This window comes from Pseudomonas sp. GD03944 (genome assembly GCF_029839275.1).
GTDB lineage: Bacteria > Pseudomonadota > Gammaproteobacteria > Pseudomonadales > Pseudomonadaceae > Aquipseudomonas.
Genome location: NZ_JAOCAH010000009.1, coordinates 169,432 through 188,386, shown reverse-complemented (window position 1 = coordinate 188,386; position 18,955 = coordinate 169,432). Strand labels below are relative to the sequence as shown.

At 66.3% G+C, this 18,955-nt stretch carries 10 protein-coding genes; 7 read left to right on the top strand and 3 right to left on the bottom strand.

All coding sequences use genetic code 11. The features are described 5' to 3' along the window. The first annotated feature begins 115 nt into the window (after nucleotides 1–115). Entirely contained in the window at nucleotides 116–2,959 is a 2,844-nt protein-coding gene (gene rapA / locus N5C28_RS15730; protein ID WP_279823702.1) for an RNA polymerase-associated protein RapA, read from the top strand. Nucleotides 2,960–3,447: 488 nt separating this feature from the next. Here rapA and N5C28_RS15725 read toward each other — a convergent pair whose 3' ends face one another. Continuing rightward, a complete protein-coding gene (locus N5C28_RS15725; protein ID WP_279823700.1) occupies nucleotides 3,448–4,806 on the bottom strand; it encodes an MFS transporter in 1,359 nt (452 codons plus the stop codon). 305 nt (nucleotides 4,807–5,111) lie between these two features. On the opposite strand from N5C28_RS15725, the gene N5C28_RS15720 reads away from it, so the two are divergent. The 6 genes from N5C28_RS15720 to N5C28_RS15695 all read left to right on the top strand — a co-directional run bounded on the left by N5C28_RS15720 (nucleotide 5,112) and on the right by N5C28_RS15695 (nucleotide 17,157). After that, complete coding sequence (locus N5C28_RS15720) at nucleotides 5,112–6,413, top strand: acyltransferase (RefSeq protein ID WP_279823699.1); 1,302 nt, start codon at nucleotides 5,112–5,114, stop codon at nucleotides 6,411–6,413. Between the two features lie 90 nt (nucleotides 6,414–6,503). Beyond that, nucleotides 6,504–8,066: a glucan biosynthesis protein G gene (locus N5C28_RS15715; RefSeq protein WP_279823757.1), complete on the top strand. Its 1,563-nt coding sequence runs from the start codon at nucleotides 6,504–6,506 to the stop codon at nucleotides 8,064–8,066. Next, nucleotides 8,063–10,651, top strand: a complete 2,589-nt coding sequence (mdoH, locus tag N5C28_RS15710; protein WP_279823698.1) for a glucans biosynthesis glucosyltransferase MdoH — start codon at nucleotides 8,063–8,065, stop codon at nucleotides 10,649–10,651. The genes N5C28_RS15715 and mdoH overlap by 4 nt, the downstream gene beginning before the upstream one ends. Before the next feature lie 200 nt (nucleotides 10,652–10,851). Then, a complete protein-coding gene (locus tag N5C28_RS15705; protein WP_279823697.1) occupies nucleotides 10,852–13,023 on the top strand; it encodes a hypothetical protein in 2,172 nt (723 codons plus the stop codon). Between the two features lie 192 nt (nucleotides 13,024–13,215). Further along, complete coding sequence (locus N5C28_RS15700) at nucleotides 13,216–15,399, top strand: bifunctional diguanylate cyclase/phosphodiesterase (RefSeq protein ID WP_279823695.1); 2,184 nt, start codon at nucleotides 13,216–13,218, stop codon at nucleotides 15,397–15,399. Nucleotides 15,400–15,471: 72 nt separating this feature from the next. Further along, nucleotides 15,472–17,157, top strand: coding sequence for a GGDEF domain-containing protein (locus N5C28_RS15695; RefSeq protein WP_279823693.1), 1,686 nt, complete (start codon nucleotides 15,472–15,474; stop codon nucleotides 17,155–17,157). Between the two features lie 8 nt (nucleotides 17,158–17,165). Here N5C28_RS15695 and N5C28_RS15690 read toward each other — a convergent pair whose 3' ends face one another. Both N5C28_RS15690 and N5C28_RS15685 read right to left on the bottom strand, forming a co-directional pair. Further along, nucleotides 17,166–17,960, bottom strand: a complete 795-nt coding sequence (locus N5C28_RS15690) for a TIM barrel protein (protein WP_279823691.1) — start codon at nucleotides 17,958–17,960, stop codon at nucleotides 17,166–17,168. Continuing rightward, complete coding sequence (locus N5C28_RS15685; protein WP_279823689.1) at nucleotides 17,957–18,847, bottom strand: NAD(P)-dependent oxidoreductase; 891 nt, start codon at nucleotides 18,845–18,847, stop codon at nucleotides 17,957–17,959. The genes N5C28_RS15690 and N5C28_RS15685 overlap by 4 nt, the downstream gene beginning before the upstream one ends. Nucleotides 18,848–18,955: the final 108 nt, after the last annotated feature.

Sequence of the window (18,955 nt, the reverse complement as noted above, 5' to 3'; positions counted from 1 at the left end):
CTACACTTTGACCCCAGGGTACGCCACTAAGTGCCGAATTGCAGTGAATGCGTCTTTGGCCTGAGCCGGCGTTCCGTTACCATAGTCGGCTTTTTCACGCGGGAGGCAGACAGGCATGGCGCAGTACGAACCGGGGCAACGCTGGATCAGTGACAGTGAGGCCGAACTGGGCCTGGGGACCGTCCTCATGCAGGATGGCCGCATGCTCACCATGCTCTATCCGGCGACCGGCGAAACCCGTCAATATGCCCTGCGCAACGCGCCGCTGACCCGGGTGCGCTTCTCCCCGGGCGACGAGATCACCCATTTCGAAGGCTGGAAGCTGACCGTCCAGGAAGTCGACGACGTCGATGGCCTGCTGGTCTACCACGGCCTCAACGCGCAGCACCAGAGTGTCACCCTGCCGGAAACCCAGCTCTCCAACTTCATCCAGTTCCGCCTGGCCAGCGACCGCCTGTTCGCCGGCCAGATCGACCCGCTGCCGTGGTTCGCCCTGCGCTACCGCACCCTGGAATTCACCAGCAAACAACTGCAGTCCTCGCTGTGGGGCCTGGGTGGCGTGCGCGCCCAGCCCATCGCCCACCAGTTGCACATCGCCCGTGAAGTCGCCGACCGCATCGCCCCGCGCGTCCTGCTGGCCGACGAAGTGGGCCTGGGCAAGACCATCGAGGCCGGCCTGGTGCTGCACCGCCAGCTGCTGTCGGGCCGCGCCAGCCGCGTGCTGATCCTGGTCCCGGAAAACCTCCAGCACCAGTGGCTGGTGGAAATGCGCCGCCGCTTCAACCTGGACGTCGCCCTGTTCGATGCCGAGCGCTTCATGGAAAGCGACGCCAGCAACCCGTTCGAAGACTGCCAGCTGGCCCTGGTGGCCCTGGAATGGCTGTGCGAAGACGAGAAGGCCCAGGACGCGCTGTTCGCCGCCGGTTGGGACCTGATGGTGGTCGACGAGGCCCACCACCTGGTCTGGCACCCGGAAAAGGCCAGCCGCGAGTACTCGCTGGTCGAACAACTGGCCGAAGTCATCCCCGGCGTGCTGCTGCTCACCGCCACCCCGGAACAGCTGGGCCAGGACAGCCACTTCGCCCGCCTGCGCCTGCTCGACCCGCACCGTTTCCATGACCTGGAAGCCTTCCGTGCCGAAAGCGCCCACTACAAGCCGGTGGCCGAAGCGGTGCAGGAGCTGCTCGAAGAAGGTCGCCTGTCGCCCGAGGCGCACCAGACCATCCACAACTTCCTCGGTGCCGAAGGCGAAGCCCTGCTCGGCGCCGTGGCCGATGGCGACAGCGAAGCCTCGGCGCGCCTGATCCGCGAACTGCTGGACCGCCATGGCACCGGCCGCCTGCTGTTCCGCAACACCCGGGCCGCGGTGCAGGGCTTCCCGGAGCGCGAGCTGCACCCCTACCCGCTGCCGAGCCCCGACGAGTACATGGAGCTGCCGATCGGCGAGCACCCGGACCTGTACCCGGAAGTCAGCTACCAGGCCCAGGGCGAAGTCGACGACGACCAGCGCTGGTGGCGCTTCGATCCGCGTGTCGAGTGGCTGATCGACACCCTGAAGATGCTCAAGAAGTTCAAGGTGCTGGTGATCTGCGCCCACGCCGAGACCGCCATGGACCTGGAAGACGCCCTGCGCGTGCGCTCCGGGATTCCGGCCACGGTATTCCACGAGGGCATGAACATCCTCGAGCGTGACCGCGCTGCGGCCTACTTCGCCGACGAAGAGTTCGGCGCCCAGGTGCTGATCTGCTCCGAGATCGGCAGCGAAGGCCGCAACTTCCAGTTCGCCCACCACCTGGTGCTGTTCGACCTGCCGGCTCACCCGGACCTGCTGGAACAGCGCATCGGCCGCCTCGACCGGATCGGCCAGAAGCACCGCATCCAGCTGCACGTGCCGTTCCTGGAGAACAGCCCGCAGGAGCGCCTGTTCCAGTGGTACAACCAGGCCCTCAACGCCTTCCTGGCCACCTGCCCCACCGGCAATGCCCTGCAGCACCAGTTCGGCAGCCGCCTGCTGCCGCTGCTCGAAGGTGGCGAAGACGGCCAATGGCAAGCCCTGGTCGACGAAGCCCGCGCCGAGCGCGAGCGCCTGGAAAGCGAACTGCACGCCGGCCGCGACCGCCTGCTGGAGCTCAACTCCGGCGGCGCCGGTGAAGGCGAGTCCCTGGTCGAGGCGATCCTCGAACAGGACGACCAGTTCGCCCTGCCGATCTACATGGAGCAGCTGTTCGACGCCTTCGGCATCGACAGCGAAGACCACTCGGAAAACGCCCTGATCCTGCGCCCCAGCGAGAAGATGCTGGACGCCAGCTTCCCCCTGGGCGACGACGAAGGCGTGACCATCACCTACGACCGCGACCTGGCCCTGGCCCGCGAAGACATGCAGTTCCTCACCTGGGAACACCCCATGGTGCAGGGCGGCATGGACCTGGTGCGCTCCGGCTCCATGGGCAACACCGCCGTGGCGCTGATCAAGAACAAGGCGCTCAAGCCCGGTACCGTGCTGCTGGAACTGCTGTACGTCAGCGAAGTGGTCGCCCCGCGTGCCCTGCAACTGGGCCGCTACCTGCCGCCGGCGGCCCTGCGCTGCCTGCTCGATGGCAACGGCAACGACCTGGCGTCGAAGGTGGCGTTCGAGACCCTCAACGACCAGTTGGAAAGCGTGCCCCGCGCCAGCGCCAACAAGTTCGTGCAGGCCCAGCGCGATGTGCTCAACCCGCAGATCAATGCCGGTGAAGCCAAGATCGCGCCGCGCCACAACGAGCGGGTCGCCGAAGCCAAGCGTCAGCTGGCCGCGGACCTGGACGAAGAACTGGCGCGCCTGACCGCCCTCCAGGCAGTCAACCCCAGTGTGCGCGACAGCGAACTGGACGCCCTGCGCCAGCAGCGCGAGCAAGGCCTGTCCATGCTCGACAAGGCCGCCCTGCGCCTGGAAGCGATCCGGGTGCTGGTCGCCGGCTAAGGCACCCTGCCCCGAACACCACAAGGCCCGCGATTGCGGGCCTTGTGGTTTCTGTGGTTCCGCGCAATGGGTGATTCACCGGTCGTCATGTGCAGAGCATCCACCGCCGAGCTCGCGGGCAAGCCCGTTCTACAGAGGCGACCGCAGCCGTAGGGTGGACAACGCGAAGCTTGTCCACCATCGCCTGCATCGCTGGGGACGCGGAGCGTCCCGGGAGGCGTTCCCACGCGGAGCGTGGGAACGATCAGGATTGCCGCCTGCTCCCTGTAGGAGCGGGCTTGCCCGCGAGCTTTTAGGGGCGTCGCGGCTGAAGCCACTCCCACGAGGGTTGGTTGATCGCCCTTGCTCTGCGTGGGAACGATCATGAGCCTGACGTAGGGTGGACAACGCGAAGCTTGTCCACCATCGCCTATCGTTGGGGACGCGGAGCGTGGGAACGATCAGCACAAGCCGCGAAACGCAGACCCTGCTACCGGCGATTCATGTCCTCACCCCCGAACCGGTTGCAGTCCTGCGTCAGGCGTATCGACCTGCGCTTCCATGCCGGCGCGCATGCGGGCGGCGTCGGTGACGAAGCAGCGGGAGGCCATGACCAGCGCCAGCATGGTCATGAACAGCGCCACCGGGATCAGGTACATGGCGTCGTGCAGGCCCACGGCCTTGAAGGCTTCGGTCATTTCCGTGGCCCCCGCCGCCAGCATCGCCGCGTTGGCGAAGTGGTCGGACAGCAGGCCCACGCCGATTGGCCCCAGGCCGCCGCCCAGCAGGTACAGGCCGGCGAAGAACAGCGCCATGGCCGTGGCCCGCAGGCGCGGTTCGATGACGTCCTGGATCGCCGTATAGACGCAGGTGTAGAAGTTGTAGGAGAACAGCCAGCCGATGCTGAACACCGCCACGAACACCGCGATGTCGATGCGCCCGGAGAACAGCGCATAACCGGTGCACAGGGTGGCGACCAGCATGCTGAACGCGGCGAACAGCAAGCGCCCGGCGGCCCAACGCTGGTGGATGCGGTCGGCCAGCCAGCCCCCCAGGGTCAGGCCGACCAGGCCGGTCACCCCGACGATCAGGCCGGTGGCCATGGCCGCCTGCTCCAGCGGCAGCAGGTAGTAGCGCTGCAGCATCGGCACCATGAACGAGTTGCAGGCATAGGTGGCGAAGTTGAACGCCAGCCCCGCCATCACCAGCCACCAGAAGGTACGGATCGCCAGGACCTTGCGCAGCGGCTTGTCCACCGCGCCGGTGGCCACCGGGGTGGCTTCGGCCGCGCCGCGGGCCGGCTCCTTGATGAAGAAGATGAATACCGCCAGGATCAGCCCCGGCACCGCCGCGATGAAGAACGGCGCGCGCCAGCTGTCGAAGGCCTTGACCATGGCGCCGATGGTGAAGAACGCCAGCAGCAGCCCCAGCGGCAGGCCCAGCATGAAGATGCCCATGGCCCGGGCGCGCTTGTGCGCCGGGAACAGGTCGCCGATCAGCGAGTTGGCGGCCGGCGCGTAGCTGGCCTCACCCACGCCGACGCCCATGCGGATCAGCAGGAAGCTCCAGAAATTCCAGGCCATGCCGTTCACGGCGGTCAGCCCGCTCCAGGCCGCCAGGCCCCAGCCCATGATCTTGCGCCGCGCCCCGGTGTCGGCCATGCGCCCCAGGGGCACGCCGGTAATCGCATAGACCAGAGTGAATGCCGTGCCGATCAGGCCCAACTGGAAATCGCTGAGGCTCCATTCCAGGCGAATGGGCTCGTTGATGATCGCCGGGATGGTGCGGTCGAAGAAGTTGAACAGGTTGGCGAGAAAGAGCAGGAACAGAATGCGCCAGGCATTCGCGGCTTGCTGGGTGTGCTGCATGGCATCCGTCTCGTGATTGTTGTTATTGCGCGCCACCGACCTTGGCAGCACCCGAGTGCAGGTTATGCAAGCAGCAATCTAGAGCCTTCCTGCGGGCCTGTCTGCGACTATTCGCTGGGGTTATACAGCCCGATGCGACCCCCGCTGCGGCGCCCCGATGAAAGCGGGCGGCGATCAAACACGAATCACCGCGGTCCAACCCCTGTCCGGTGCCAAGCCCGCGACACATCTGACTCGGCCCTGATGCCCGGCAACGCCGGGCTCGGCGTGCTCAAGGACTGAATCGAACCAACCGGAGGACAACCGTGAGCCGAGCCCATACGGAGCACTTCATCGGCCTGGAGTGGCTGCGCTTTCTGCTCGGGGTGTACGTGGTGATCTTCCACACCCTGCACGCCTACCCCGACGAGCAGAAACTGCCGTGGATGCAGGACCTGGCCGGTGTCGGCTTCTTCGCCACCAGCAGTTTTTTCGTGCTGTCGGGCTTTCTGCTCGCCCACGTCTACTGCCGGTACGGGCAACTGCGCGAACCGGGGCGCAGCTTCCTCAGCCGGCGCTTCGCCAACCTCTACCCGCTGCACCTGTTTTCCCTGCTGCTGACGGTCAGCGTGATCTTCGTCATCAGCAACCTGGGCATCCCGCCGGACGACACCAAGGCCAGCCTGCGCTTCGTCGTGTACGACACCAACGAAGACCTGGGCGGCGCGTCCCGGGAGATCCTCGAACACTGGATGAGCGACGGAGAGCTGCTGCTCAACAGCGTGCTGCAACTGCTCATGCTGCACGCCTGGAACCCCTACTACCTGACGTTCAACCCGCCGCTGTGGTCGATCTCCACGCTGTTTTTCTTCTACCTGACCTTCCCGTTCCTGGCGCCCCGGCTGATGGCGGTGAAGCACAAGTGGGCCTGGCTGGCGGCGCTGATGGTGATCTACCTGATCCCGCCGGTGTGGATGATCTACAGCGAGGAATACGGCATGCCCATCACCGGCATGCTGCACCGCATGCCGCTGGTCCGCCTGCCGGAGTTCCTCGCCGGCATCGTGCTTTACGCCCTGTTTCGCCAGTACCGCGACGCCGGTCGCGAGCCCAGCAGCCTGACCAAGGCGTGGCTCGGCGGTTTCGCCGCAGCCTGTTTCCTGGGCGCGGCCTGGTTGGTCAAGGGCGAGCAGTTCTGGTACTTCCTGCTGCACAACGGCCTGCTGCTGCCCTCGCAGCTGGCGCTGATCTACGTCTGCGCGCTGATCGCCACCCCGGCCAGCGAACGGGTGCGGCACTGGTCGAAGCGGCTTGGCGCCGCCTCGCTGCCGCTGTTCGTGCTGCACGTGCCGGCGTTCACCCTGTTCTCGCGCTCGGAAAAGCTGCTGGGCGTGGCCTCGCCCGGCTGTTTCGAGAACTGGCAGGCCTGCGCCCTGCAGGCGGGCGAGCAACCCTTGTCGATCTGGTTGTACCCGCTGTTCCTGCTGCTGACCATCGCCCTATGTGTGTGGGCGCAGGAGAACGCCGTGGTGCCCATGCGCCAGTGGATGCTCAAGTACCTGCCTGTGAGCCGCAAGGCCACGCGCAGCACGGATGCGCCTCGGCAGAGGAATCATTTGCCCCTGTGAGGGTCGGAAAACAGGGCCCGGGCAAACCGGGCGCTTCTTTTTTCAGGATTTCGTCCAGGAGGATCCGTGTTTCTACGTACTGTCAAAGCGGTGGAGTCCACCCGTGTCCGCTCGGTTCTGCTTGGCGTGCTGGGCAGCGCTTCACTACTGGCCGCCGTGCAGGCTCAGGCCTTTTCGCTGGACGATGTAGCGGCCAAGGCCAAGGCGCTCGGGGAAGAGACCTACAGCGCCCCCACCAGCAACCTGCCGCCGGAATTCAGTGAGCTGCAGTTCGCCGACTACCAGAAAATCCAGCCGCGACCGGAGAAGTTCCACTGGAGCGACCGGGATACGCCCTTCAAGCTGGGCTTCTACCACCAGGGCATGCACTTCAACACCCCGGTGAAGATCAACGAAGTCACCGCCACCACGGTCAAGGAAATCAAGTACGACCCCTCGCGTTTCGATTTCGGCGACATGACGTTCGACGAGCAGGCTACCCGCAACCTGGGCTACGCCGGCTTTCGGGTGATGTACCCGATCAACCGCAAGGACAAGCAGGACGAGATCATGAGCGTGCTCGGCGCCAGCTATTTCCGGGTGATCGGCAAGGACCAGATCTACGGCCTCTCCGCCCGTGGCCTGGCGCTGGATACCGCGCTGCCCAGCGGTGAGGAATTCCCCTATTTCCGCGAGTTCTGGATCGAACGGCCCAAGCCCGAAGACCGCCACCTGGTGATCTTCGCCCTGCTCGATTCGCCCCGCGCCACCGGCGCCTACCGCTTCGTGCTGCGCCCCGGCGCCGATGCGGTGGTCGATGTGCAGTCCAAGGTGTTCTTCCGCGACAACGTCAGCAAGGTCGGTGTCGCCCCGCTGACCAGCATGTTCCTCTTCGACCCGCGCCACCCGCCGCAGGAAAACAGCTTCCGCCCGGCCCTGCATGACTCCAATGGCCTGGCCATCCACACCGCCGACGGCGAGTGGATCTGGCGCCCGCTGAACAACCCGCGCCACCTCGCCGTGAGCACCTGGCAGGTGAACAACCCGCGCGGTTTCGGCCTGTTGCAGCGCGGTCGCGAATTCTCCCGCTACGAAGACCTCGACGACCGCTACGACCTGCGCCCCAGTGCCTGGATCGAGCCCAAGGGCGATTGGGGCGAAGGCCAGGTGGAGCTGGTGGAAATCCCCACCCCGGACGAGACCAACGACAACATCGTGGCCTTCTGGTCGCCCAAGGAACGGCCCAAGCAGGGCGAGCCGCTGGAAATCGCCTACCGCATGCACTGGACGATGGATGAACCCGCACTGCACGAACCGGAAAACGCCTGGGTCGCCCAGACCCTGCGCTCGGCCGGTGAAGACAAGCAGGCCAACCTGATCCGCCAGGTGGACGACAGCATCACCCTGCTGGTGGATTTCGAAGGGCCGGCCCTGGCCAAGCTGCCGGGCGACACGCCGCTGCAGACCCAGGTCAGCACCAGCGACAACGCCGAACTCATGGAAAACAGCCTGCGCTACAACACGGCCACCAAGGGCTGGCGCGTGACCCTGCGGTTCAAGGTCAAGGACCCCAAGCAGCCGGTCGAACTGCGCGCGGCACTGAGCAAGGACAACCACGCGATCAGTGAAACCTGGAGCTACCAGCTCCCCGCCAACACGGTCACCCCGCCATGAACAGCCACACCACGCCGACTCGCTCCGGCCGGCCCAGCGACTACCTCGCCAGCCTGGATCTCCCACCTGACGACGCCGAGGTCCTGGCGCAGGAGACGGATTTCATCGAGTTGCACCGGCGCCTGGCCGGCCAACAGGCGGGCACGGCGGACGATGCGCTGGATGCCTCCATCGCCCGCCGCCTGGCGCTGGGCGCCGGGCCCGAGGTGGCAGACAGCGGCCTGCTGGGCACCGACAGCGAGGGCCGCACGGTGCTCGCTGCGGCCCCGCCGGTGCGCCGCACCCGGATGATTCCCGAGCCGTGGCGCACCAACATCCTGGTGCGCGTCTGGCGCCGCCTGACCGGTCGCAAGAACCGCCCGGCCCCGCCCCGCCGACAACTGGAGCCAGCCCGCTGGCGCCAGGTCGGCTCCTGGCGGCGCATGGTGCTGCTGATCCTCATGCTCGGCCAGACCAGCGTCGCCACCTGGTACATGAACAGCATCCTGCCCTACCAGGGCTGGTCGCTGATCAAGCTGCAGGAAGTCACCCAGCAGAGCTGGGAACAGAGCCTGACCCAGGTCCTGCCCTACCTGGTGCAGGGCAGCATCCTGGTGCTGTTCTCGATTCTGTTCTGCTGGGTCTCGGCCGGCTTCTGGACCGCCCTGATGGGCTTCTGGGAGCTGCGCCGCGGCTACGACCGCTACGGCATTTCCGGGCGCAGCGCGGGTGATGCGCCGATCCCCGCCGAGGCGCGCACCGCGATCATCATGCCGATCTGCAACGAAGACGTGCCCCGGGTGTTCGCCGGCCTGCGCGCCACCTACGAGTCGCTGGCGGCCAAGGGCGAGCTGGAGCACTTCGACTTCTTCGTGCTGAGCGACACCGGCGATGCCGACATTGCCGTGGCCGAACAACGCGCCTGGCTGGAGCTGTGCCGCGAGACCCAGGGCTTCGGCCGCATCTTCTACCGCCGCCGTCGGCGCCGGGTGAAGCGCAAGAGCGGCAATATCGACGACTTCTGCCGCCGCTGGGGCAGCGACTACCGCTACATGGTGGTGCTCGATGCCGACAGCGTGATGAGCGGCCACAGCCTGGCCAGCCTGGTGCGGCTGATGGAGCAGAACCCCCAGGCCGGGATCATCCAGACCGCCCCGGTGGCGGTCGGCATGAACACCCTCTACGCCCGCCTGCAGCAGTTCGCCACCCGCGCCTACGGCCCGCTGTTCACCGCCGGCCTGCACTTCTGGCAGCTCGGCGAATCGCACTATTGGGGGCACAACGCGATCATCCGCATGCAGCCCTTCATCGACCACTGCGCCCTGGCGCCGTTGCCGGGCAAGGGGGCATTCGCCGGGGCGATCCTGTCCCACGACTTCGTCGAGGCCTCGCTGATGCGCCGGGCCGGCTGGGGCGTGTGGATCGCCTACGACCTGCCGGGCAGCTACGAAGAACTGCCGCCGAACCTGATCGACGAACTGCAGCGCGACCGCCGCTGGTGCCATGGCAACCTGATGAACTTCCGCCTGTTCCTGGTCAAGGGCATGCACCCGGTGCACCGCGCGGTGTTCCTCACCGGGGTGATGTCCTACCTATCGGCGCCGCTGTGGTTCCTGTTCCTGGTGCTGTCCACTGCCCTGCTGGCGGTGCACACGCTGATGGAGCCGCAGTACTTCCTGGTGCCGGGGCAGCTGTTCCCGGTGTGGCCGCAGTGGAACCCGGAGAAGGCCATCGCGTTGTTCTCCACCACCCTGACGCTGCTGTTCCTGCCCAAGCTGCTGAGCATCGTGCTGATCTGGCTGAAAGGCGCCCGCGAATTCGGCGGTGCGTTCAAGGTCACCCTGAGCATGCTGCTGGAGATGGTGTTCTCGGTGCTGCTGGCGCCGGTGCGCATGCTGTTCCACACCCAGTTCGTGACGGCGGCATTCCTCGGCTGGTCGGTGAAGTGGAATTCACCGCAACGCGACAACGGCCTCACCACCTGGGGCGACGCGACCCGCCGCCACGGCTGGCAGAGTTTGCTCGGCCTCGGCTGGGCCGCGGGCGTGGCCTGGCTCGACCCGAACTTCCTGTGGTGGCTGGCGCCGATCGTGGTGTCGCTGATGCTGGTTATCCCGGTGTCGGTGATTTCCAGCCGGCTGAGCCTGGGTCTGCGCAGCCGCGACAGCGGGCTGTTCCTGATCCCCGAGGAATACCAGCCGCCCCAGGAACTGGTCTCGACCTACGCCTATGCCCGGGAGAACCGCGAGAACGCCCTGGAAAACGGCTTCGTCCAGGCGGTGCTGAGCCCCTACCCCAATGCCCTGGCCTGCGCCATGGCCACGGCCCGCCATGGCCATGCGCCGCTGCTGGAGCAGGCGCGCCAGCGCCTGGTGGAGCACGCCCTGAAGACCGGGCCGGACAAGCTCGACGCCACCACCAGGCTGACCCTGCTGAGCGACCCGGTGATGCTCACCCGCCTGCACCGCCAACTGTGGCAGCAACCGGCGCAACACCCGCTCTGGGGCCTGCACGCCAAGCCGCTGGAAACCGCGGCCGCCGCCGTGCCGGTGCATGACCTGAAAACCCTGGCGCCCGCCGCCCCGCGTCACCCCCTCGCCGGCTGACGGCCCACTCGGGGCGCGCACCGACCTGCGCGCCCCGAGCCTCCCCTTCCCCGCCCTGCGTCGTTTTCAGATGCGGTCGATCGACGGTACGACATGCCCGCCGAGAGACAGCACGTTCGCTGCATTTCTATGCTAAAAACAGCGCTGCTCCATGCGGTATGGCCATATGCCTCCCCTCTTTAAAGCCCGGATTGTCGACGATGAAAACTAAAAAAGACGTTGTTTCCGCTGCTGTTCCCGAAGCCACCCTGGCGGGGTTGGCCGACACGCTCCTACCGCCCCCGGCCATGCCGAGAAAACTCGACGAAAGCGGTGAGCAATACCTGTACTTCACCGAGCGCGACATCGACCGCATCCTCGATAACCTCGATGGCCTGCGCAGCCTGGTGTTTCCCCTGGCCAGCCCCGATGATGACGCCGAACTGCGCCGCGTCCAGCACTTCCCCTCGGTGTGCCTGATCGGCCTCGGGCGCTGCGGCTCGAACATCGCCCTGGACGTCGCCTCGCTGGTCTACAACGCACGGCAGTTCTACCTCAACGAATTCCACAGCGAAGAGAACGCCACCACCGAACAGGACTTCCGCCCCACCCGCTGGATTCGCAGCAACCTGCTGCGCGCGCCGAGTAAGGGCGCCAAACCGGTGTTCCTGATCGAGCCGCTGGTGATGCTCGGCGACCTGGACAAGGACATCGAAGGCCGTATCCGTTTCTCGTGCAAGGGTGAGACCAGCGGCTTTCTCAGCGACTACAACAAGATGAAGATCATGGACCTGTCCGAGGTCCACGCGGGCGGCGCCGGCAACGCGCCGATCCTCGGCCAGTACCTGGCCAAGATCATCCTCAACAAGGACACCCAGCGCTTCTCCAACGCCGACTGGAAGTTCATCCACAGCTACCTGATCGATTCCTGCGGGATCAAGGCCAACCAGTCGCGCCTGTACTTCTACATCTTCAGCGCCGGCGGCGGCACCGGCTCGGGCATGGCCTCCGAATTCGGCCTGGCCCAGCAGTACGCGTACATGAGCAAGACCTTCGACAGCAAGCACATCAAGGACAGCGGCGAGAACCGCGACCACAGCTTCGTGTTCGAGCCGATCTTCACCAGCGGCATCTGCATCCTGCCGAACATCTCCGACCAGCGCAGCGAGATGTCCGAGGCCCTGCACATCAACGCCGGCCGCCTGCTGTGCAAGTACCTCGCCGAGGAGTGGGACTTCTCCTACAACTTCGACAACGAGGAGAACAGCGACGAGAGCGTGATGCGCCGCATCCGCCCGTGGAACGCCATGATGCTGATCTCCAACGACATCATGCGCTACGCCGAAGAGAGCGACGACGGCAACATCCAGAACATCGACGTGAACGCCATGGAGCGCCACGCCAACCAGTACATCTCGCAGCAGATCTTCAACATCCTCACCGCCCAGGCGGTGACCACCGACTACGACCAGAACTACTTCCGCCGCGCCGGCATCGACATCGGCGAAACCATCCGCCTGGACGCCAACGACCTGTTCATGAGCCTGGCCGGGCCGGTGGCCGTGGCCTACGCCGAGTCGGTAGTGCCGGAACACGCCGCCGCCAACGCCGAGAAATTCCGGGTGCTGGACAAGGAGCCGCCGCGGCTGAACATCGACGACCTGTTCTTCCGCTCCATCGACCTGCCGCACTTCAACAAGGTGACCCAGGCCATCGAAGGCATCAGCCTGCTGCCGGTGGAATCCAAGCGCTACCGCGCGGCCCTGGAGCAGTACAAGAAGTCCGGCTACGACGCCAGCGAGCTGAGCGACCTGCACTTCTTCAAGAACTGCTCCTCGGTGGTGTCGATCGTCTCGCTGCCCAAGGACTACAAGCTGTCCTACATCGACCTCAACCGGCTCAAGACCCACCTCAACAACCTGTTCCCCAACACCACGCTCAAGCGCTACGCGCTGGTCATCGGCGCCTCGGCCAACCTGTCGCTGACCACCCTGATCGTCAAGAGCCCGTGCCTGTCGGACGACTTCCTGACGCTGATCGTGGCCTTCATCAAGCGCTGCTTCGCCCGCGACCAGCACCGTTTCGACGAGAGCCTGGACCAGGCGGTGCTCGACTTCATCGTCGCCGAGCACTTCGACGAAGCGCGGGTCGACGCCATGCTCAACGAGTACGAGAACCCGGCGAAGATCCTCGACACCAACTGGTACGCGATCAAGCCGATGTACGAGAAGAAGTACCGCGAGCTGATCCACGACCAGGACAAGTTCGTCTCGATCAACGACATCCGCCTGTCCCGCGACAGCGTGAAGAAAGCCATCAAGTACCTGCGCGAGATCTACCGCCACCGGATCGGCAAGACCCGGGTCATCTCGCTCAACGACTACAGCCGCTAGCCGGGGTCGGCGGCGGCCTGCGGGTCGCCGCCGACTGGGCGTTTTCAGTCCGGCCGGCTATAACCCACATAGCCAATCGTTTACCCGGCCTGGCCGGCACCGACTTGCGCCCTGAGCACGCTCACTATACTGGGCACTATGCCCATGACGTCGGCAGGCCCTGGCCTGGATGAAAATACGAGTACGCACGCTATGGACTGGCTGAACCTGCGTTTCACCTCCGCCATGCCGGAGAGCGGACAGATACTCCTGGACTGCACACACAACCCCTGGCTGGTGGCCCTGGCCTACGTGGTCATGTGCGGTGCGAGCTTCGCTACCCTGAACATGGCGGAACGCGCCACCCAGGCCGACAGCGAGGCCGGGCGTCGGCGCTGGCGCGGGGTCGGTGCGCTGTGCCTGGCGGGCGGCATCTGGTCCCTGCACTTCATTGCCATGCTGGCGTTCAAGGCGCCGGTGGCGATCGAATACGACCTGCAGATGACCCTGCTGTCCCTGCTCATCGTGCTGGTGGCCGCCGTGCTGACCATGCGCATGCTCAGCCAGCGCGAGCTGCGCGCCACGCAATGCCTGCTGGCCGCCGTGCTGATCGGCCTGGGCATCGCCGCCATGCACTACAGCGGCATGGGCGCGATGCGCTCCAGCGCCACCCTCTACTACCAGCCGGGGCTGTTCGCCCTGTCCATCGCCATCGCCATCCTTACCAGCCTCGCCGCGCTGATGCTGGGGCTGTACTTCCGCCAGGGCGACGAGCAGACCCACCAGTGGCTGAAGTACGGCGCCAGCCTGGTGATGGGCCTGGCGGTGGCGTCCATGCATTTCACCGGCATGTGGTCGATGGTGCTGGTGGTGCCCGAGGGCACGCCACTGCAGCTGCAGAGCGCCAACAACAGCCTGCAACTGGCGCTGGTGGTGGCCGGCATCACCCTGGTGACAGTGGCCAGCAGCCTGGGCGCGGCCTGGGCCGACCGCAAGCTGCAGCACAAGGAACGCGACCTGATGCGGGTCAACGCCCTGCTCAGCCAACTGGGCCATGCCAAGGCCTCGCTGCAGCAGATCGCCGACTTCGATGCCCTGACCAACCTGCTCAACCGCCGCGGCCTCAACCAGGCCTTCGCCGAACGCCTGCGCGACCACGCCCAGCGCGGCAAGCCGCTGGCGGTGATGTTCATCGACATCGACCACTTCAAGCGCATCAACGACAGCCTGGGCCACGATGCCGGCGACGAGCTGCTCAAGGTGATCGCCGAGCGCCTGCGCGGCGCGCTGCGGGAAAACGACGTGATCGCCCGCTTCGGCGGCGACGAGTTCTGCCTGCTGGCCAGCCTGCACAGCAAGGAGGAAGCGCGGCAGCTGGCGCAGCGCATGATGCTGCACCTCAAGGACCCGATTTCCCTGGCCGGGCGCTGCATGGTGATGACCGCCAGCATCGGCATCAGCCTGTTCCCGGACGACGGCACCACCAGCGAGGAACTGCTCAAGCACGCCGACATGGCGCTGTACCAATCCAAGGGCAGCGGGCGCAACAACGCGCACTTCTTCAACGCCCAGCTCAAAGCCAAGGCGGGTATCGAGCTGCAACTGGAAGAAGAGCTGCGCCTCGCCCTGAAACAGGAAATGGGCCTGCAGCTCTACTACCAGCCGATCCTCGAGCTCAACACCGGCCTGCTCAGCAAGCTCGAAGCCCTGCTGCGCTGGCAGCACCCCGAGCACGGCCTGCTGACCCCGGACCGCTTCATCGGCATCGCCGAGGCCAACGGTTTCATCGCCGAGCTGGACAACTGGGTGCTGCACCGTGCCTGCCAGGACCTGCACCTGCTGTCAGGCGGCAACTACCCGGAGCTGAAGGTGGCGGTGAACTGCTCGGCCCTCAACCTCAGCCGCGAGGCGCTGGCTCGCGAAGTCGGCGAGGCGCTGGAGATCCATGGCGTGCCGGCGCAACGCCTGGAGCTGGAGGTCACCGAAAACGCGCTGATGGGCAACGTCAACCTGGCGGTGGACCTGCTGCAGCAGATCCGCGAGCTGGGAGTGAGCCTGTCCATCGACGATTTCGGCACCGGCTATTCCTCCCTGGCCTACCTGCGCCGCCTGCCGCTGGACACGCTGAAGATCGACCGCTCGTTCATCCAGGACATCCCCACCTCCACCCAGGGCATGGACATCATCCAGGCCATCATCGGCATGGCCCACACCCTGCGCCTGCGGGTGGTGGCCGAAGGGGTGGAAAACGAGCAGCAACTGGCCTTCCTGCGCAAGCACGGCTGCGATTTCATCCAGGGCTACCTGCTGAGCAAGCCCCTGTCGCTGGAGGCGCTGCAAGCCTTCCTGCTGCAGCACCGCGAGCCGATCAAACCCGCTCGTCTGCTCTCGGGCTGAGCGGTTTGACGGCGTGGCATTCCCTGTCCATGTTCTTAGCAGGCAAACACTGGCAAATCGCCATAGGCTGATATGTCTGCTCCGCACCCGCGTCACGCTTCCGCGACCCTGCGCCCCAGGTTTTCGATCGGTTCATACGGCATTCACTTCGGCGTGATCCTCGCCGCGCTGTTCTGCACCAGTCAGGCCAACGCCCTGGAAAACCTCAGCCTGCAACTGCGCTGGCTGCACCAGTTCCAGTTCGCCGGTTACTACATGGCCCTGGAAAAGGGCTTCTACCGGGACGCCGGGCTGGAGGTGGAGATCCGCGAGGGCGGCCCGGGCGCCAGCAAACCCATCGACGCCATGCTCTCGGGCGAAGCCGATTTCGCCATCGCCAACAGCGGCGTGGTGATCGCGCGCATGCAGGGCAAGCCGGTGGTGGCCCTGGCCGCGATCATGCAGAGTTCGCCCATCGTCTGGATCGTGCGGGCCGATTCCGGCATCTACACCCCGCTGGACCTGGCCGGCAAACGGGTGATGCTGATGCCGGCGCCGGAAAGCGCCGAGCTGCGCATCACCCTGGCGCGCGAAGGCATCAATCCGGCGGCGATGGACATCCGCCAGACCAGCTACAACCCCCAGGACCTGGTCGACGGCACCACCGACGCCTACGACGGCTACATCTCCAACGAGCCCTACTGGCTGCAGCAGAAGCAGGTGCCCTACCGGCTGATCAACCCGCGCGAATACGGGGTCAACTTCTACAACGACGTGCTGACCACCCGCGAGGGCCTGCTGCGCCAGCGGCCGGAACAGGTCGAGGCGTTCGTCCAGGCCAGCCTCAAGGGTTGGCAGTACGCCCTGGAAAACACCGAAGAAGCCGTGCAGCTCATCCACCAGCGCTATGCGCCGAACAAGGACCTGGGGCACCTGCGCTTCGAGGCCCAGGAGCTGAAGAAACTGATCATGCCCGAGCTGGTGCAGCTGGGACACATGAACCCCGGGCGCTGGCAGACCATCGCCCGCCACTACGTCGACCTGGGCATGGCCAAGGGGCCGATCAGGCTCGACGGCTTCATCTACCACGGCAAGACCACCCCCGATAACCACCTGCTCTACGTGATCGTGGTGGCCGCGACCCTGGCCCTGGTGCTGCTGGGCGCCATCGCCCTGCGCTTCGCCCACCTCAGCCAGCGCCTGCGCCTGGAGGTGGACCGCCGCAGCCTGGCCGAGCAGGAGTTGCTGAACACCAACGCGCAGCTGCAGAAGCTGGCGAGCACCGACCGCCTGACCGGGCTGTGGAACCGCTCGAAACTGGAGGAAGTGGCCGCCCACGAGATCAAGCGCGCCGAGCGCTACGGGCTGGCGCTGTCGCTGGCGTTTCTCGACATCGACCGCTTCAAGTGGATCAACGACGAGCACGGCCACGAAACCGGCGACGCGGTGTTGCACAACGTGGCGCAGCGCCTGCACCGCCACCTGCGCGAGTCAGACAGCCTGTGCCGCTGGGGCGGGGAGGAATTCATCATCCTCATGCCCCACACCAACCTCGAGGACGCCACCCGCTTCGCCGAGAAGGTGCGGGTGCTGATGGCGGCCAAGCCCATCGAGGGCGAGATCAGCGTGACCGTCAGCGTGGGCGTGGCCCAGTGGTACGACGGCGAGACCCTGCGTGAGCTGGTGCAGCACGCCGACCGCATGCTCTATCGCGCCAAGGAAAACGGCCGCAACCGGGTGGAGAGCTTCACCCAGCAGGATGCGGAGACCTCGGTCTGATTCCCGGCCTATTGGCCCGGCATGCTCGCCCGCCACGCTTCCAGCCACCCAAGGCTCGCCCGCGTACCGGCGGCGTCCGGCTTGTACTCGGCGCCCAGCCAGCCCTCATAACCGCTGTCGTGCAGCACCTGCAACGCCGGGGCGAAGGCCACCTGCCCGGTACCGGGCGCGCCTCGACCGGGGCTGTCGGCGAACTGCACATGGCCGATGCGCCCGGCCAGCAGCGCCACGCCCGCCGCCAGGTCCAGGCCCTGGCGCGCCATGTGGTAGAGGTCGTACTGGGCCAGGCAGTTGGGGTGATCCACGGCCTTCAGCAGGCTGTCGAGCTGCTCCGGCGTGTTGACCAGAAAGCCCGGCATATCCAGCGGGTTGATCGCCTCCACCAGCACCACGATGCCCAACAGCTCGAATGCATCAGCCGCCTTGCGCAGGTTGGCGGCCAGGGTCGCCAGGGCCTGCTCGCGGGTGACGCCGTCGGCCAGCCGGCCGGGCAGCACGTTGATCAGGGCCGGGCGCACCATCGCCGCGTAGGTCAGGGCTTCGTCCAGGGCGGCGTCGAATTCCGCCTGGCGGGCCGGCACGGCGGCCAGCCCGGGGCCGCCATCACGGAAATCACCGGCCGGCAGGTTGATCAGCCGCAAGGGCTGGCCGGCACGCTCCAGCGCTTCCTTCAACTGGATCGCAGGCATCTCGTAGGGGAACTGGATTTCCACACCGTCAAAGCCGGCCGCAGCCGCCGCGACGACACGCTCGGCCAGGGGCAGTTCGGTGAACAGCATCGACAGGTTGGCAGAGAACTTCATGGTTTTTCCTCACGCAGCAGGTTCACCAGGGTGGCGGGGTCACGGTCCAGATTGCCCTGGCTGCCGTGCAGGCGCATCAGTTGTGCGGCCAGGCCCGAGACGGGCGTCGCGGAGCCGACTTCGCGGGACAGTTTGACGGCCGTGTCGAGGTCCTTGAGCAAGGTGCGCACGTGCCATTTGATCGGTTCGAATTCGCTGGCGGCCATCTGCGGCGCCAGAATCTGCAAGGGCTTGGAATCGGCGAAGCCACCGGCCAGGGCGGGCGCGATCAACCCGGCATCGACCCCGGCCTTCTCCGCCAGCGCCACCACCTCGGCGATCACCAGGGCGTTGCAGGCGACGATCATCTGGTTGCAGACCTTGGTCACCTGGCCGGCGCCCACCTCGCCCATGCGCGTCAGGCGCTGGCCCAGGTGGGCGAGCACCGGACGCGCCCGCTCCACATCCTCTTCGCGGCCACCGGCCATGATCGCCAGGGTGCCCGCCGCCGCACCGGGGGTGCCACCGGACACCGGCGCATCCACCCAGCGCATGCCGGTGCGCTGCTCCAACTCGGCCGCCATCTCACGGGTGGCTGCCGGCTCCAGGCTGGAGAAATCCACCAGCAGTTGCCCCGGTTTGGCCCCCTCGACGATACCGCCGGGGCCGAACACCACCTCGCGCACCACGGCAGTGTCGGCCAGGCACAACATCACGATACTGGCCTCGGCGCACAGTTCGGCGGGGCTCTCGACCCGGTGCGCGCCCTGCTCCAGCAGCGGCTGGCATTTGTCCGGGGAGCGGTTCCACACCGTCAGCGGGTAACCGGCAGCCAGCAGGCGACGGGTCATGGGCAGGCCCATCAGGCCGATACCGGCAAAGGCGATGGCAGGCAGCGTGGCAGTCATGGTGGCAGCTCCGTCAGGTTCTCCAGAAGGCGCATGGTAACCGCAGTGCACAGGGCGCTGGTGCACAAATCGAAGCTGCGAAGTTGCCGCTGCGTCTCTATACTCCGC

Coding starts and splice junctions, on each gene's coding strand:
- N5C28_RS15725 (WP_279823700.1), bottom strand. CDS start 4,806: ATGCAGCACACCCAGCAAGCCGCGAATGCCTGGCGCATTCTGTTCCTG.
- N5C28_RS15685 (WP_279823689.1), bottom strand. CDS start 18,847: ATGACTGCCACGCTGCCTGCCATCGCCTTTGCCGGTATCGGCCTGATG.
- N5C28_RS15700 (WP_279823695.1), top strand. CDS start 13,216: ATGGACTGGCTGAACCTGCGTTTCACCTCCGCCATGCCGGAGAGCGGA.
- N5C28_RS15705 (WP_279823697.1), top strand. CDS start 10,852: ATGAAAACTAAAAAAGACGTTGTTTCCGCTGCTGTTCCCGAAGCCACC.
- N5C28_RS15690 (WP_279823691.1), bottom strand. CDS start 17,960: ATGAAGTTCTCTGCCAACCTGTCGATGCTGTTCACCGAACTGCCCCTG.
- N5C28_RS15695 (WP_279823693.1), top strand. CDS start 15,472: ATGTCTGCTCCGCACCCGCGTCACGCTTCCGCGACCCTGCGCCCCAGG.
- mdoH (WP_279823698.1), top strand. CDS start 8,063: ATGAACAGCCACACCACGCCGACTCGCTCCGGCCGGCCCAGCGACTAC.
- rapA (WP_279823702.1), top strand. CDS start 116: ATGGCGCAGTACGAACCGGGGCAACGCTGGATCAGTGACAGTGAGGCC.